The following is a 14,331-nucleotide window of genomic DNA, read 5'->3' on the forward strand; positions in this document are numbered from 1 at the left end:
AAAAAGGATTATTTTTCCTCCATAATCCTGACGATTTCCCCTTCAGTAGCAGTCATTCCCGGAGAAGCTATGCGACCCATGTTTTTCATAGTGGCTTCCGGGGTGCTGCCAAGGATTCCGTGCTTGGCGTCGATATGAAGGCCTTTTAGGGCAAAGGCAGATGCTCGAAAGGCACTATCAATGGCAGTCACACCTTTCATTACACAGCCCTGATTACCACCATCACAAATCATGCCGGTGATACCGCTGGCGAAGTTGTTGATGGTGTTTTCTATTTTTTCTATAGAGCCACCCTTTAGGTAGCTCAATCCGCAGGCCGCCCCGCAACCAGCGGCAATGGCGCATCCGCAAAAGGCCGAAAGCTTGCCGGAGTACTCTTTAATATACATACAGGTTAGAAAGCTTAGAGCCGTGGCTCTTAGGACTTGCTCTTTTTTATAATCCCCAGCTTTATAAACACCGTAAAGGGGCAGCGTAGCGATAATTCCGTGGGCGCCGCTTCCTGTAATACTCATGGCCGGCTTATTAAGGCCGAGGACGCGAGCTTCAATGGCACCGACTCCTAGCAGTAGAGCGGTGTCTTCTTCATTTTCTGATATAATCTGGTTCCCATTTTTCTCAAAAAGATACTTTATAAAGGTGGTGCGATCACTTCTAAGGCCTTCATCAAAAAGGTCCATATTGAGGATGAAAGCATCGGTGATAAATTCCAGCTCGCCAGTAGGCACGCCTTTAACGTAGTCGACAAATTCTGAAAGAGAGTAATTGGTAATGGCGGCGGTAGCGCTGGCTTTTTCCGCAGAGGTCTCACGGTTTTCTTCAAAAATTACCGTATCGTTTACGATAATTTTGTGAATCTGGGTATGGCTATCTTTGATTTCCAGAATCACGGTATCGGTAGCAGAAGTGACGGTAGCCCTAATGAAGATATCGCTGGAGATATCTTTAAGCAGCACCTGAACTCGGCCTTCGGCGATTAAGGTGTGGGCTTTCCCCCGCTCCCTGGCACCGACCCCGCTGAGAATCTCTAAGCCTTTTGCCGAATCGCCCCAGACCCCGCCAAGGGCGGCCGCAAAGAGGTTGCCACTTTCTTCGCAACCGGGAATGCCACAGGTAAAGGCATTTTTATAGAGGCCACTATTAAGCTCGACAGTAATAGTGGCAAGCGGTCCTCTTAAGTGTTCTCTGGCAGTCGCCACGGCAAAGGCGATGGCACCTGGTTCCGTAACGCCGTGGGCTGGCTTCATATCGTTTTTAATTAGGTTTGTGAGTGGGTGCATTCCTAAGTCCTCCCTTGTTTTCTGTGTATATTATAACCGAGAAGTGACATTTGTGGGAATCTTGTTTATAATGGGGGAGAGATAAAGGAGGTAGGTATCGTCAATAACCCACGCCCATAATTCTATGGACGGAGCTTGTTAAGAGCTCTTGCCCGCTAGCCCAAGTCTTAACTGACTACGTTATGTAAGAATATATAGACACCCGTGGATGCCTGTTCTAGTCTGCGGCTCTGTGGCATATGGTTAAACAGTTTTGATGGGTAGGAACCGTGCTGTATGCGTAAAACCTTATATAACATTGGCGAAGAACAACTAACCGTCTAATGGCGGAGTTATGCATTAAGTTGCAGAAAGGAGTGTCTTATGGTTTATGTCATAAGCAGAGAAGGACAGCCACTTATGCCGACCACTAGGCACGGTAAAGTAAAACACCTTCTTAGAGAAGGTAAAGCAAAAGTAGTTAAACGCTGTCCGTTTACCATACAACTTATGTATGAGAGCACGACTCATGCGCAACCAATTGCTCTTGGAGTAGATGCAGGTAGTAAGACCGTTGGTCTTTCTGCCACAACTGAAACTGAGGAACTATATGCTTCTGAGACGAAGCTACGTACAGATATTGTTGAGCTCCTAGCTATTAAAAGACAGTATCGTCGCAGTAGACGGAATCGCAAAACAAGATATCGAAAACCTAGATTTTCGAATCGTGTTAGCTCTAAGAATAAGGGATGGTTTGCTCCGAGCATTGAGCATAAGGTTAACAGCCATTTAAAACTAGTGGCTGATGTCTACAAAATACTGCCGATTACAAAATTGGTGATAGAGGTGGCAAGCTTTGATATTCAGAAAATCAAAAACCTAGGTATTTCTGGGACAGAATATCAGCAAGGCGAAAAATTGGATGCTTGGAATGTAAGAGAATACGTTCTCTGGCGTGATGGTCATACTTGTCAGCATTGCAAGGGCAAGAGTAAAGATAAAATTTTGCAAACTCATCACCTAGAAAGCCGTAAGGTGGGCGGTGATGCACCGAGTAACTTGGTGACGCTATGTAAGACATGCCATGACGCTTATCATGCAGGCAAACTTCAATTAAACCTAAAGAGAGGAGCATCTTTTCGAGATGCTGCTTTTATGGGGATTATGCGATGGGCCTTTTACAACAAGCTAAAGGAGATGTATCCAAATGTAAGTATGACTTACGGATATATAACAAAGTATGTGCGGATAAACAATGGCTTAGAGAAAACTCATGCCGTTGACGCAAGGTGCATCAGCGGACATCCGTTAGCGGAACCTTTGGGCGTTATTTATAATCAAAAGTTCGTTAGATGTAATAACCGCAGCTTGCATAAGGCAAACCCTAAGAAGGGTGTACGTAAGAATAATCAAGCACCTCGATATGTACAAGGCTTTCAGTTGTTCGACAAAGTAAAGTTCGAAGACAAAGAATGTTTTGTATTTGGCAGACGGAGTTCAGGATATTTTGACATCCGTTTATTAGACGGCACAAGTGTCCACAAGAGTGTTGGATGCAAAAAACTAAGATTGTTAGAGCAAAGGAGCTCTCTATTGACAGAAAGGAGACAAGCGTAGGATGCAATTCCTCCCCACCTAAATTTTAGATGGGGTATCCTTGCTATAAAAAAGATGAAAGTATTATTATTAAACGGAAGTCCTAGGAAGGCGGGCTGTACCTTTACAGCGCTTACGGAAGTAGCGAAGGTTCTTGAGGCAGAAGGCATCGACACAGAAATTGTCCAAGCAGTGGATGATAGTATCGATTATGTGAAAGAAGTGGTGGAGAAATTTAAGAAGGCGGACGCTCTAGTGGTAGGCTCACCGGTATATTACGCATCGCCTACGGGAGCGGTAATGGCTTTTATGGATAAGTTTGCAGGGCTTGCTAAGGCAGACATGCGCTTAAAGCCAGCGGCGGTAGTTGCTTCTGCAAGAAGAGCAGGGACGACAGCGACCCTCGATGCCCTGATGAAGTACCTAACCATCAATGAAATGCCCATTGTATCCTCTAACTACTGGACGATGGTTCATGGCAATAGCCCGGAGGAGGTTCTTCAGGATATCGAAGGTATAGAGGTTATGCAGACCCTAGGAAAGAATATGGCTTGGCTTCTAAAGTCCATTGAAGTGGCTAGGGAAGCTGGGTTAGAGATGCCAGAAATCACCGAAAAGACTAAGACAAACTTTATTCGCTAGAGAAATGAGTTGATTATGAAGACAAAGATTAAGAAAGCGTTTTTTATCGTTATCGGCCTCCTTGGCTTAGGTCTTGGAGCCGTTGGGGCGGTAGTGCCAGTATTGCCGACCTTTCCCTTTCTAATGGTGGCAGCGCTTTGCTTTGCCAGAAGCTCTAAGAAGCTAAACGACTGGTTCCTAGGTACGAAGCTCTATAAGAATAATCTGGAGTCCTATGTTAAGGGCGAAGGGATGACAAAGAAGACCAAGGTTAAGGTGATGATTACGGTTACCGCTTTGATGACCATTGGCTTTATTATGATGCACCAGATTCCCCTTGGTCAGTTGACTTTATTTTTGGTCTGGGTCTTCCATATTTTCTACTTCTGGAAGGTAGTTAAAGTGAAAAATGAAGAAGCATAAGAAAAGCCACAACCAATTTTCATTGGTCGCGGCTTTTGTCAATTGAAACATCCTATTTTTCTTCGTCCTTGTCTTTGCCAATTTTACCCATGAGAAAGACAAAAATCATAATAATAATGGTGGTGACAAAGATACCAGCCATACCTTTGCCCATGATTTCTAGGGCTTGCATTACTACTGTATTCATACTTATGTCCTCCTACTTTATAAGAAATTGGTTACCAGGTTAATGACCATACCACCAGCGATAACGGAAGCGATCTGTCCCGATACATTTGCGCCCGCAGCGTGCATAATCAAAATATTCGAAGGGTCTTCTTCTAAAGCCATCTTCTGGACCACCCGTGAGGACATGGGGAAGGCCGAGATGCCGGCGCCACCAATCATCGGGTTGAACTTGTTCTTGCGGAAAAGGTTTAAGAACTTGGCAAGAAGCACGCCGCCGATGGTATCCATCACGAAAGCGAAGAGACCAATTACCATAATCATCAAGGTTTCAACAGTAACGAATTGTTCCGCGCGCATACTAAAGGAAATGGTGATTCCAAGAAGTAAGGTAACTAAGTTAGCCAGTTGGTTCTGAGCTGTGTCGGACATGGTACCTAGCACTCCGCACTCGCGAATCAGATTACCAAACATCAGAAAGCCCACGAGAGCCACGGATTGGGGAGCGATAAAGCCGACAATAATCGTCACAGCGATAGGAAAGGCGATACGGATGGTCTTACTAACGGAGCGAGGAGAGTATTCCATATGGATCCCTCGTTCTTTTTTGGTAGTCACCAGCTTAATCGCAAAGGGCTGAACGATGGGAACTAGTGCCATATAAGAATAGGCCGCTACCGCAATCGCCCCGACGTATTTTGACTTTAGTACTTGGGAGACGAGAATTGCTGTAGGCCCGTCGGCCGCGCCGATAATACCGATCGAAGCCGCATCGGTAATACTAAATCCTAAAAAGGCCGCTAAGAGGATGGCCGCAAAGATACCAAACTGTGCTGCCGCACCAAAGAGAAACATGGACGGGCTAGCTAGCAGCGGTCCAAAGTCAATCATGGCTCCGATGCCGATGAAGAGTAGCAAAGGCATAGCCTCGGAAGCCTCGATTCCCACATCGAAAAGCCACTGGATAATGCCGTGAGATTCGATGCCGCCTTGTAGTGTTTGATCGATTACTCCGCTAAAGGGCAGGTTGACGAGGATAGCGCCAAAGCCCATAGGCAACAGTAATGCCGGTTCATAGTCTTTTTTAATAGCTAGCCAGATGAGCAAGATGCCGATAACATACATAAGCAGTTGTTGCCAGGTGACAGCTCTAATACCTTCAATGAGAAATTCCATGAAAACCTCCTTATAAGTGTAATATCCACATTATAGTACAAAAAAAGGAAAGGTACAAAAAATTATGCCTTTTTTTCTGACAAAAACAGACCGCAGAGGGTAAGCAAAGTACCGATTCCTGAAAGTAGCGTAACCTTTTCCTGAAGAATCAAGACGGAAGTAATCACCGTTACTACGGGAACCAAGTAGATGTAAAGGCTGGTCTTAATGGCACCGAGAATCTTAATGGCGTAGTTCCAGGTTACGTAGCAGGTAGCCGAAGCGAGAAGTCCGAGGAAAAGGAAGTTAAGCCAGTTAAGGGGTTCTTTAAGCTTTTGAATATCTAGGTTAAAGTCTAAGAAGAAGGTAAAGGGAACCATAAACAGCAGACCGTATAAAAAGATTCTTCTGGTCGTCTGGATGGTATGGTAACCAAAGGTACTGATTTTCTTCGTAAGTAGTGAGTAGAAGGCCCAGACAATGGCGGCACCGATAGCCAGTAAATCACCCTTAGGATTCAGGGAGAGCTTAGCGCCATTAAAACTAATCAAAGCGATGCCCAGAAGAGCTGTTAATAGCCCAAGCAAAAAAGTGCCAGTAATCTTCTCCTCTTTCAGAAAAAAGTGTGATAAAATGGCAGTGAAGAGCGGGGCAATGGCAACGATTACGCCCACATTAGAAGCCTGGGTATAGGTGAGGGCGATATTTTCGCAGAGAAAATAGAGAGTGACGCCGCACAGTCCAGCGCTAAGGTAGGTGGCTTCCTCTTTCAGTGAGTGATTTTTTAATGGTTTGGGATACATAAGAATGAGTGCGACAAACCCAATGAGAAATCTTAGAAAAAGGATTTCAAGGGGCGCAAAGCTACGCAGCAACACCTTCGTAGCGATAAACGTCGTGCCCCAGATAATAGCTGTTAAAAGGGCCAGTATATGCCCGAGGGTGGTAGATTTCTTTTCCATTTGCGTGTACTTCCTTTTCATTAACTCACATTAGTTTATCATTATCTAGGTAGTAAAACAATATTGAAGGAGACACAAAACATGAGAAGAAGACAGATAATCTCCGTAATAATCGTATTTATAATGCTAAGCATTGTCGCTTGTTCTAAGCAAGAACAAGGTAGCGAAGAGACAAAAGCAGAAGTTGAAAAAGAAGACAGAAGCGATCGATTCCAGTATGTGCATACAGAGCATGACGAGACGGCGAATCCCCAGCAGCTAGACAATAAGGAAGTGAAGTACTCGTTTCCGAATTACTGGCAGGAAACGTTTCTAACACCGCCCGCAGAGCCAGAGCTATTAAATGAAGAGGCGAAGCTTGAGGCCCACAGCAAAGAGTGCTTTGAGTCATTAGTACGCAATACTCGTTTTCATAATTTGACGAATCTTACCGTCTACGTGCTCGGCGAAGATTACTTGGAGTTCTACCGCGGGAAGCTATTGCCGGCAGAAATGTCGGCACGGGACTACTATAAGGTGGCGGCAGTGGCCAGGCTTTTAGTAGAAGGAAGCGAAGAGCAGCCGAGCTTATCCGGCAAGGATTTTACTTTTGATGAAGCAGCTTACTTAGCCGAGCATTATCAGGAATGGGGCTTTAAAGACGCGGAAGCGTTTGCTAAGTACGTCAAGGAGAACGAGCTAAGTGAATTGGTGTTAGGCGAAGCGCATTACCGTAGGGCACTAGTAGACATCAGTGAATATGTGAGAGCGGAAACACCTAAGTTTGCCCTGCGTATAAACGCTCAGGCGGTTACTTTACCAATTAATTATGATACGCTTTTAGAAATACTTGAGATAACGCCAGAAGATATTGGCGAGCTTCAAGAGAAGGCTTTGCCGTTACCAGAGAACCGGGAGCTGGCCTTAACCTTATATAGCCTAGAGAAAAGCGAAGAGGTGCCTTTAGAGTGGCAGTACGTTAGCACTATTTCCACAACAATTACCACACCGCCAGCCGGAGAAGAGAGTAAGCTACCGTATCTGAATGGGCTAACGGTAGGGAACTCGTTAACGGACTTTAGCACTGCCTTTGGTGAGCCAGAACTTATGGAAGCGCAGAGTTTGGATGGGAAAACCAAGGTTTGTCGCTGGCGTGACAAACGGTTTGTGTTAGAAGGGACCTTCGTCGAGGACGAGTGCATTCTTTTCACTTATATCTTTGAATTGTAAAAGACTTGTATTCACAGATGAGAGGGAGAAGATTAGATGCCTTTATTTTCAGAATTTTGCGTTTAGGAAGTTGTGAATTATCCCAAGGCTGATGTAAGACATAAATGGTAAAAAAGTGAAACTAGCAATCTGGATTCTCTAAACGAAGGGATTATCTTGAAGTCTTTAAAAGAGTCGGCACAAGATAAAACTGTGGTGCTGGTGTCCCACCGGCGGTCCACAATGAATATTGCTGATGAGGTCTTTGAGATGGCTAAAGGAAGAGTAAGCTAATGAGCAAAAATATAGAAAAGAAAATAGCCTTTGAAAAACAGTTATTAGGAGAAATGATTGCCCTTTATTGTCGGAAAAAGCACAAGCATCTAGAAGGTCTGTGTGAAAGCTGCCAGGGCTTACAGGCGTATGCCTATGAGCGGACGGAGAGATGCCCTTTTATGGAAACGAAAACCTTTTGTTCGAATTGTAAGGTGCATTGTTATCAGGTGGAAAAGCGAGAAGAAATACGAAAAGTAATGCGCTTTAGTGGTCCTAGGATGTTACTTGTGCACCCGCTATTAGTGTTTAGGCATGTATATGAGAGTAAGAAGGAGAATAGACGTAGATGAAAAAGATAATTTTGATGGTAATCGGCTGTATCGGCTTAGGGTTTGGAGCCATCGGTGCAGTAGTCCCTTTGCTGCCGGCATTTCCCTTTTTGCTATTAGCAGCCGTGTGTTTTGCAAAAAGCTCTAAGAAACTTAACGACTGGTTCATTGGCACCAAACTGTATAAAAACAATCTAGAGTCCTACGTTAAGGGGCAGGGGATGACGAAGAAGACGAAGATAAAAGTTATGGTGCTGGTGACGATTTTAATGACCATTGGGTTTGTGGTTATGCATAAGGTGCCGATAGGACAGATTGTACTTTTCTTTGTGTGGCTCTTTCACATGGTTTATTTTGGCGTGATTGTCAAGCGAAAGGATAAAGAAGAGGCGTAAATAGGGGCTTGCATATCTACTAGGAAAGGGTTATAATTTGCATACAAAAGAAAAGAGATCTTCGGGGCAGGGTGCGATTCCCTACCGGCGGTGATAGTCCGCGACCTGCGTTTAGCAGCTGACTTGGTGTAATTCCAAGACCGACAGTAAAGTCTGGATGGAAGAAGATGTAACTAATGTAAATTAGTGTATTTAGTTTATTTGCCTCGAATTTTATTATTCGAGGCTTTTTTATCGTGAAGCGTAAGGTTTCCGATAAGACGAAGATTATCTTTCTTTTAAAACACAATAAAAAAGAAAGAAGGAAAAGAAGAATGAGTACAAATGTAATGGAAGCAAAGAGAAGTGTAACGAAGGTGCGGACGATGACCCAGATTGGTCTTTTATCAGCGATAGCGGTGATTTTAATGTTGTTTGAAATACCCCTACCGTTTGCCCCAGCCTTTTACAAAATTGATTTTAGTGAGGTACCGGTGCTTTTAGGAGCATTTACTATGGGACCGTTAGCAGGAGTTGCCATTGAATTTATCAAAATTCTCCTTAACTTTGCGGTTAAGGGCACACTGACTGCAGGTGTAGGAGAGTTAGCTAACTTTTTGATTGGGGTAGCGTTTGTGGTACCGGCAGCCGTTATTTATCGTCGCCATAAGACGAGAAAGACGGCAGTTATCGGAATGATTTGCGGGGCTCTACTGATGACAGCGCTAGGCTGCTTTTTAAACGCTTACATCCTTTTACCGGCTTATGCAAAGGCGTTTTCGATGCCTATAGATGCTTTGGTTGGTATGGGCAGTGCCGTTAATAGCAGCATCAATAGCATGTTGACATTCGTGCTGTTCGCCGTAGCACCGTTTAACCTTTTGAAAGGGACCCTAGTGTCTTTAGTGGTCTTTGTGATTTATAAAAAAGTAAGTCCCATTCTTAAGGGAAACAATTAATATTTTCTAAAAAGTCTAAAAGTATGATATATCCGAGGATTTTGCCAAATAAAGATGCTATACTGGCGGTAATTAAAGTCAGAAAGAGGTGTTTGTATGGCAAAAAAGATTTTAGCAGTTGTAGGTTCTTTAAGAGAAGGATCATTTAACCGAATGTTAGCAATGAAGGCAAAAGAGCTGGTTGGTGACGAGGCAGAATTTGAAATATTAGATTACAGTGGGGTACCACTACTTAATCAGGATATTGAGTTTCCAGCGCCAGAAGCGGTAGCCACAGCTCGTGAGAAGATCAAAGAAGCCGATGGAATCTGGATTTTCTGTCCTGAGTATAATCATTTCTTCAGCGGCGTTCTGAAGAACTTCTTAGACTGGATGTCACGTCCAGTTTCTAATACGGAAGGTCAGGTTATGAATGGCAAGAAGATTGCAATTTCGGGAATCAGTCCGGGGATGTCGGGGACGGCACTGGCACAAGATCACTTGGTGACCTTATTGGCATTTCTAAATGCCGACATTATGAATATGCCAAGACTAACCATTCCTCACGCTATGGGACTGATTAAAGATGGTAAGTTAGAGCTTGGCGAAAGCGAGAAGTATTTGCTTCGTCAAAAAGATGCTTTCCTCAAATTTATAGAAGAATAAACGATTAGAAGACACTCTCCGGAAAAACTGCCGGGAGTGTTTTTCTTTGCGGGGAGATATGATATAATCAGGTAAAATGAAATGTGGGAGGGCAAATATATGCCGGTGAAAGTAGACATCAGCCTTGATGAGGAGTCAATGGTTGAATATACCATGTATCAAGTGTACACCAAGGGAGCAGGCATCTTATCAATTGTAATGGGGATTTTGAACATTGCCTTGGTCTATGTGTTTTTGCAGCGTAGAGAGTTTGGGAAAATGGCGCTGTTTGCTTTGATGGCGGTGGTGATTCTAGTCGGTTTTCCCATGTACATCAGAAGCAGTATGAGAAAGCAGCTGAAAGGCCACGAACGGATTGGGGTACCGGTTGCCTATGAGTTTTCCGATGAAGGCATTCGTACGACTACTGGTGGTAGAAGCGGAAAAGCATCTTGGAAAGCCTTTAAGAAGGCCGTTTCTAGAAAAGGCATTATTATGCTTTTTGACGCCAAGAAGCAGGCCATTGTTCTACCCACAAGTCAGCTAGGAGATCAGTATACGTCCGTTGTGGATTTGATTTTTAAAAACATGCCGGCACCGGCAGTGAGAATTAATCGCATAGATAAAAAGAGATAAATAAAGAAGAGAAAAAAGATGATAAAAGAGACATACAGCAGCAAGGAAACGTACGCTTTTGGAAAAGAACTAGGAGAAAAAGCAAAGGCCGGTGAGACCTTCGTTTTAACTGGGGATTTGGGTGTAGGGAAAACAGTCTTTAGCCAAGGTTTTGCTAAGGGCTTAGGAATAGATGAGACGATTAACAGCCCCACGTTTACGATTTTACAAATCTATGAGGAAGGGCGTTTGCCCTTCTATCATTTTGATGTTTACCGAATCGGTGATATCGAGGAGATGGATGAAATCGGTTTTGACGAATACGTCTACGGGGAAGGGGTCAGCTTAATCGAGTGGGGGAACATGATTGAAGATATTCTACCTCCTCATCACTATGAGATCATAATCGAAAAAGAGATCCAAAAAGGCTTTGATTATAGGAGGATTACTGTATGCGAATATTAGCGATTGATAGTTCTTCCCTAGTAGCTAGTGTAGCCCTTGTAGACGAAGAAGTGACGATAGCAGAATACACCGTTAATTTTAAAAAGACCCATTCCCAAACCCTTCTACCGATGCTAGAAGAGATTAAGAAGATGCTGGCCCTTGACCTAGAAAGCATAGATGCCCTTGCCGTATCCTCAGGTCCTGGTTCTTTTACAGGACTGCGCATCGGTGCTTCCACGGTAAAGGGACTAGGGCTGGCCCTTTCAAAACCTCTCGTTGCCATCCCTACCCTTACTGGCTTAGCTTATAACCTAGCGGGCGATAAACGCCTGATCTGTCCGATTATGGATGCCAGAAGAGGTCAGGTTTATACGGCTGTTTACCGGATGGCAGAAGAAGTAGAGGAAATTATGCCAGGGAGCGCCCTACCAATAGCAGAGCTCCTTAGTTTTTTAAATAATCAAAGGGAAGAAGTAATCTTTCTCGGTGACGGGGTACCCGCCTTTCAGGAACAGATAGAAAAGGAATTAGGCGTTCCCTTTGCCTTTGCGCTTCCTCACCAGAACCGTCAGCGAGCAGCGGCCTACGGGGCCCTGGCACTTCAGTATTTAAAGGAAGGAAAGACGGTTACGGCAGCAGAGTTTGCGCCGGATTATCTCCGGGATTCACAAGCGGAGCGGGAGCGTAAGGAAAGAACGAGGAGAGACTGGGTGGTCAAACCAATCGGTAAAGAAGACATCGGCGAAATCGCAGAGTTAGAGCGACGAATCTTTAGCGATGCTTGGTCAGTGAGCGGTCTCGAAGAAAGCTATAAGCGAGAAGAGGCTCTCATTCTCGGTGCCTATAAAGAAGGCAAGATATACGGCTATCTGGTAGCGTATTTGGCAGCCGATGAGTGCGAGTTGATGCGCTTAGCGGTAAAGGAAGAAAAACGTAAAGAAAATGCCGGAACCCATCTGCTTCTTGCTCTAGAAAGTATGTGTGAGGACGCCGGGATTAAGAAAATCTTCCTAGAAGTACGAGAGAGCAATAAAGCGGCGATTTCTTTTTACGAAAGCGGTAATTTTATCCAAGACGGAGTGCGTCCGAATTTTTATGATAACCCTGTGGAAGACGGGGTCTTGATGAGTAGAGAACTAGGAAAATAATAGAGGTAAAAAATGTTAGAAGTATGTTTATTAGGAACGGGAGGGATGATGCCTCTGCCTTATCGGTGGCTCACCTCTTTAATGGTGCGTTATAATGGTAGCAGTTTGCTAGTGGACTGCGGCGAAGGGACTCAGATTGCCATCAAGGAAAAAGGGTGGAGCTTTAAACCTATCGATGTAATCTGTTTTACCCATTTTCACGGAGACCATATCAGCGGGTTGCCAGGACTTTTATTAACCATGGGAAATGCCGACCGGACAGAGCCCTTGACCCTTATCGGACCGAAAGGCTTAGAGCGGGTAGTCGGTGCTCTGCGAGTCATCGCTCCCGAGTTACCCTTTAAGATTAACTGTATTGAGATTAACGGTCCGGCAGAAACCTTTCAGCTAAATGGTTATCGTCTAAAGGCTTTTAAAGTGAATCATAACGTTACCTGCTACGGCTACACCATGGAAGTTGACCGAGCAGGTAAATTTGACGTGGAAAGAGCGAATGCCCTAGCAGTGCCCCAGAGGATTTGGACACGGTTGCAAAAAGGTGAAGAAGTGACGATTGATGGTGTCTGCTATACCCCAGAGATGGTGCTAGGCCCAGCCCGTAAAGGCTTAAAAGTTACGTATTGTACCGATACTAGGCCCACCCAGTCGATTGTAGAAAATGGCACAGGGTCTGACCTTTTTATCTGTGAAGGCATGTATGGTGAGCCGGATAAGGATAAGAAGGCCAAGGAATATAAGCATATGACCTTTAAAGAAGCTGCGACCCTAGCGAAGAAAGCGAATGTAAAAGAGCTGTGGTTGACCCACTATAGCCCTTCTCTTAATCGCCCGGAGGAGTACGTAGAAGACGCGAAAAATATCTTTAAGAATACCATTGCGGCGAAGGATCGCCGAACGGTAACCTTAACTTTTGAGGAAGCATAAATAATGAGTGATGTATTAATATTAGCAATAGAAAGTTCGTGTGATGAGACGGCAGCAGCGGTGGTGAAAAATGGCCGCCAGGTGCTTTCTAATATCATCTCTTCCCAGATAGACATTCATACTCTATATGGTGGGGTGGTACCGGAAATCGCTTCTCGTAAACATATAGAACGGATTAACCAAGTGATTGAAAAGGCTCTCGTGGACGCCGGGGTCACGCTAAGTGACATTGACGCCGTCGCGGTAACCTACGGCCCTGGCCTTGTAGGTGCCCTTTTAGTAGGGGTGGCAGAAGCAAAAGCCATTGCTTTTGCCACAGGAAAGCGCTTAATCGGCGTGCATCATATCGAAGGGCATATCGCCGCGAATTTAATTGAGCATAAGGAATTAGAACCACCATTCTTTTCTCTCGTCGTCTCCGGTGGCCATTCTCACCTAGTGAAGGTAAAAGACTACGGTGAGTTCGAGATTATCGGTCGTACCCGGGATGACGCAGCCGGTGAGGCCTTTGATAAGGTGGCAAGAGCGATTGGTCTGGGGTATCCAGGCGGTCCCAAGATCGATAAGGTGGCAAAAGAAGGTAATCCCGAAGCAATCGAATTCCCTCGCGCCAGTGTAGGGGATTCACCGTATGACTTTAGCTTTAGCGGGGTCAAATCCGCGGTTCTTAACTATATCAATGGGCAAAAAATGAAGGATGCTAAGATTAACGTGCCGGATGTGGCGGCGTCTTTTCAAAAGGCTGTAACCGATGTCCTAGTATCTCATACAATTCAGGCAGCGAAAGATTATGACATGAAGACCATTACGATGGCAGGCGGTGTGGCTTCTAATAGCGCCCTCCGCCAAGCGATGAAGACAGCTTGCGCAGAGAATGGCTTTAAACTTTACTATCCATCCCCAGTGTACTGCACAGATAACGCCGTGATGATTGGGGTGGCGGCGTATTACGAATACTTAAAAGGTGTATCTGATGGTTGGAACTTAAATGCCGTTCCAAATCTAAAATTAGGAGAACGCTAAGTCAATAACCCACGCCTATAGTTCTATGGACGGAGCTTGTTAAGAGCTCTTGCCCGCTAGCCTAAGTCTTAACTGACTACGTTATGTAAGACGTGTCATGACGCTTATCATGCTGGCAAAATCCAATTAAACCTAAAGAGGGGAGCATCTTTCCGAGATGCAGCTTTTATGGGGATTATGCGATGGGCCTTTTATAACAAACTAAAAGAGATATATTCAAATGTAAGCATGACTTACGGATAT

Annotated in this window: 17 protein-coding genes and 1 riboswitch; of the genes, 13 read left to right on the forward strand and 4 right to left on the reverse strand. The window is 44.7% G+C overall.

All coding sequences use genetic code 11. The features are described 5' to 3' along the window. Nucleotides 1–8 precede the first annotated feature (8 nt). Entirely contained in the window at nucleotides 9–1,280 is a 1,272-nt protein-coding gene (locus NHH16_RS10330) for an L-cysteine desulfidase family protein (RefSeq protein WP_262069523.1), read from the reverse strand. 363 nt (nucleotides 1,281–1,643) lie between these two features. On the opposite strand from NHH16_RS10330, the gene iscB reads away from it, so the two are divergent. From iscB to NHH16_RS10345, 3 genes are read left to right on the forward strand one after another with little or no spacing between them, the layout of a single operon-like run. Beyond that, the gene (gene iscB / locus NHH16_RS10335; protein ID WP_262069524.1) at nucleotides 1,644–2,876 is read left to right on the forward strand and encodes an RNA-guided endonuclease IscB; all 1,233 of its coding nucleotides are present in this window, start codon (nucleotides 1,644–1,646) and stop codon (nucleotides 2,874–2,876) included. 54 nt (nucleotides 2,877–2,930) lie between these two features. Further along, on the forward strand, nucleotides 2,931–3,497 hold the full coding sequence (locus NHH16_RS10340) for a flavodoxin family protein (RefSeq protein WP_262069525.1): 567 nt from the start codon (nucleotides 2,931–2,933) through the stop codon (nucleotides 3,495–3,497). 15 nt (nucleotides 3,498–3,512) lie between these two features. Next, nucleotides 3,513–3,899: a YbaN family protein gene (locus tag NHH16_RS10345; RefSeq protein WP_262069526.1), complete on the forward strand. Its 387-nt coding sequence runs from the start codon at nucleotides 3,513–3,515 to the stop codon at nucleotides 3,897–3,899. A 52-nt stretch (nucleotides 3,900–3,951) separates the two neighbouring features. Here NHH16_RS10345 and NHH16_RS10350 read toward each other — a convergent pair whose 3' ends face one another. The 3 genes from NHH16_RS10350 to NHH16_RS10360 form a co-directional block, all read right to left on the reverse strand. Then, nucleotides 3,952–4,086 (reverse strand): hypothetical protein, encoded by a 135-nt coding sequence (locus tag NHH16_RS10350; protein WP_262069527.1) that lies wholly within the window; start codon nucleotides 4,084–4,086, stop codon nucleotides 3,952–3,954. 17 nt (nucleotides 4,087–4,103) lie between these two features. After that, entirely contained in the window at nucleotides 4,104–5,240 is a 1,137-nt protein-coding gene (locus tag NHH16_RS10355; RefSeq protein WP_262069528.1) for a sodium ion-translocating decarboxylase subunit beta, read from the reverse strand. A gap of 62 nt (nucleotides 5,241–5,302) precedes the next feature. After that, complete coding sequence (locus tag NHH16_RS10360; protein WP_262069529.1) at nucleotides 5,303–6,181, reverse strand: DMT family transporter; 879 nt, start codon at nucleotides 6,179–6,181, stop codon at nucleotides 5,303–5,305. An 81-nt stretch (nucleotides 6,182–6,262) separates the two neighbouring features. Between NHH16_RS10360 and NHH16_RS10365 the strand changes: the two genes are divergently transcribed. From NHH16_RS10365 to tsaD, 10 genes are all read left to right on the forward strand, one after another. Continuing rightward, nucleotides 6,263–7,390, forward strand: a complete 1,128-nt coding sequence (locus tag NHH16_RS10365) for a hypothetical protein (protein ID WP_262069530.1) — start codon at nucleotides 6,263–6,265, stop codon at nucleotides 7,388–7,390. A gap of 272 nt (nucleotides 7,391–7,662) precedes the next feature. Beyond that, nucleotides 7,663–7,995 (forward strand): nitrous oxide-stimulated promoter family protein, encoded by a 333-nt coding sequence (locus NHH16_RS10370; protein WP_262069531.1) that lies wholly within the window; start codon nucleotides 7,663–7,665, stop codon nucleotides 7,993–7,995. Beyond that, nucleotides 7,992–8,369, forward strand: coding sequence for a YbaN family protein (locus NHH16_RS10375; RefSeq protein WP_262069532.1), 378 nt, complete (start codon nucleotides 7,992–7,994; stop codon nucleotides 8,367–8,369). Before NHH16_RS10370 ends, NHH16_RS10375 begins: the two co-directional genes overlap by 4 nt. Before the next feature lie 53 nt (nucleotides 8,370–8,422). Beyond that, nucleotides 8,423–8,542: riboswitch (FMN riboswitch) on the forward strand. Nucleotides 8,543–8,683: 141 nt separating this feature from the next. Then, on the forward strand, nucleotides 8,684–9,307 hold the full coding sequence (locus NHH16_RS10380) for an ECF transporter S component (protein WP_262069533.1): 624 nt from the start codon (nucleotides 8,684–8,686) through the stop codon (nucleotides 9,305–9,307). A gap of 96 nt (nucleotides 9,308–9,403) precedes the next feature. Then, the gene (locus NHH16_RS10385) at nucleotides 9,404–9,952 is read left to right on the forward strand and encodes an NADPH-dependent FMN reductase (RefSeq protein ID WP_262069534.1); all 549 of its coding nucleotides are present in this window, start codon (nucleotides 9,404–9,406) and stop codon (nucleotides 9,950–9,952) included. A 99-nt stretch (nucleotides 9,953–10,051) separates the two neighbouring features. Continuing rightward, nucleotides 10,052–10,567, forward strand: a complete 516-nt coding sequence (locus NHH16_RS10390; protein ID WP_262069535.1) for a YcxB family protein — start codon at nucleotides 10,052–10,054, stop codon at nucleotides 10,565–10,567. An 18-nt stretch (nucleotides 10,568–10,585) separates the two neighbouring features. Further along, on the forward strand, nucleotides 10,586–11,011 hold the full coding sequence (gene tsaE / locus NHH16_RS10395; RefSeq protein ID WP_262069536.1) for a tRNA (adenosine(37)-N6)-threonylcarbamoyltransferase complex ATPase subunit type 1 TsaE: 426 nt from the start codon (nucleotides 10,586–10,588) through the stop codon (nucleotides 11,009–11,011). After that, entirely contained in the window at nucleotides 10,999–12,141 is a 1,143-nt protein-coding gene (gene tsaB / locus NHH16_RS10400) for a tRNA (adenosine(37)-N6)-threonylcarbamoyltransferase complex dimerization subunit type 1 TsaB (RefSeq protein WP_262069537.1), read from the forward strand. Before tsaE ends, tsaB begins: the two co-directional genes overlap by 13 nt. A 12-nt stretch (nucleotides 12,142–12,153) precedes the next feature. Beyond that, nucleotides 12,154–13,065, forward strand: a complete 912-nt coding sequence (locus tag NHH16_RS10405) for a ribonuclease Z (protein ID WP_262069538.1) — start codon at nucleotides 12,154–12,156, stop codon at nucleotides 13,063–13,065. Between the two features lie 3 nt (nucleotides 13,066–13,068). Continuing rightward, a complete protein-coding gene (gene tsaD / locus NHH16_RS10410; protein ID WP_262069539.1) occupies nucleotides 13,069–14,088 on the forward strand; it encodes a tRNA (adenosine(37)-N6)-threonylcarbamoyltransferase complex transferase subunit TsaD in 1,020 nt (339 codons plus the stop codon). Nucleotides 14,089–14,331: the final 243 nt, after the last annotated feature.

Source organism: Ohessyouella blattaphilus (assembly GCF_024721265.1).
GTDB classification, from domain to species: Bacteria; Bacillota; Clostridia; order Lachnospirales; family Lachnospiraceae; genus Aequitasia; species Aequitasia blattaphilus_A.